This is a genomic window from Streptomyces narbonensis, from assembly GCF_014649015.1.
Lineage (GTDB): Bacteria > Actinomycetota > Actinomycetes > Streptomycetales > Streptomycetaceae > Streptomyces > Streptomyces narbonensis.
Genome location: NZ_BMSF01000123.1, coordinates 1 through 710, shown reverse-complemented (window position 1 = coordinate 710; position 710 = coordinate 1). Strand labels below are relative to the sequence as shown.

General features: G+C 33.7%; 1 protein-coding gene. It reads left to right on the top strand.

The window, feature by feature from the left end:
* Nucleotides 1-199 (top strand): hypothetical protein (locus IE124_RS36340; protein WP_229833180.1); only part of this gene is annotated, 199 nt, incomplete at its 5' end.
* Between the last annotated feature and the right edge of the window lie 511 nt (nt 200-710).

Genomic DNA, 710 nt, shown 5'->3' with positions numbered 1-710 from the left:
ACTAGTTAGAAAAAGACATTTTTGCTGTCAGTCACTGTCAAGAGATTCTTTTGCTGGCATTTCTTCTAGAAGCAAAAAGAGCGATGCGTCTTTTCCGCTGAACCGTTCCAGCAAAAAAGACTACCAACGCAATATGGATTGTCAGAATCATATAAAAGAGAAGCAAATAACTCCTTGTCTTGTATCAATTGCATTATAATATCTTCTTGTTAGTGCAATATCATATAGAAGTCATCGAAATAGATATTAAGAAAAACAAACTGTACAATCAATCAATCAATCATCACATAAAATGTTCAGCGAATTAATTAACTTCCAAAATGAAGGTCATGAGTGCCAATGCCAATGTGGTAGCTGCAAAAATAATGAACAATGCCAAAAATCATGTAGCTGCCCAACGGGGTGTAACAGCGACGACAAATGCCCCTGCGGTAACAAGTCTGAAGAAACCAAGAAGTCATGCTGCTCTGGGAAATGAAACGAATAGTCTTTAATATATTCATCTAACTATTTGCTGTTTTTAATTTTTAAAAGGAGAAGGAAGTTTAATCGACGATTCTACTCAGTTTGAGTACACTTATGTATTTTGTTTAGATACTTTGTTAATTTATAGGTATACGTTAATAATTAAGAAAAGGAAATAAAGTATCTCCATATGTCGCCCCAAGAATAAAATATTATTACCAAATTCTAGTTTGCCTAACTTACAA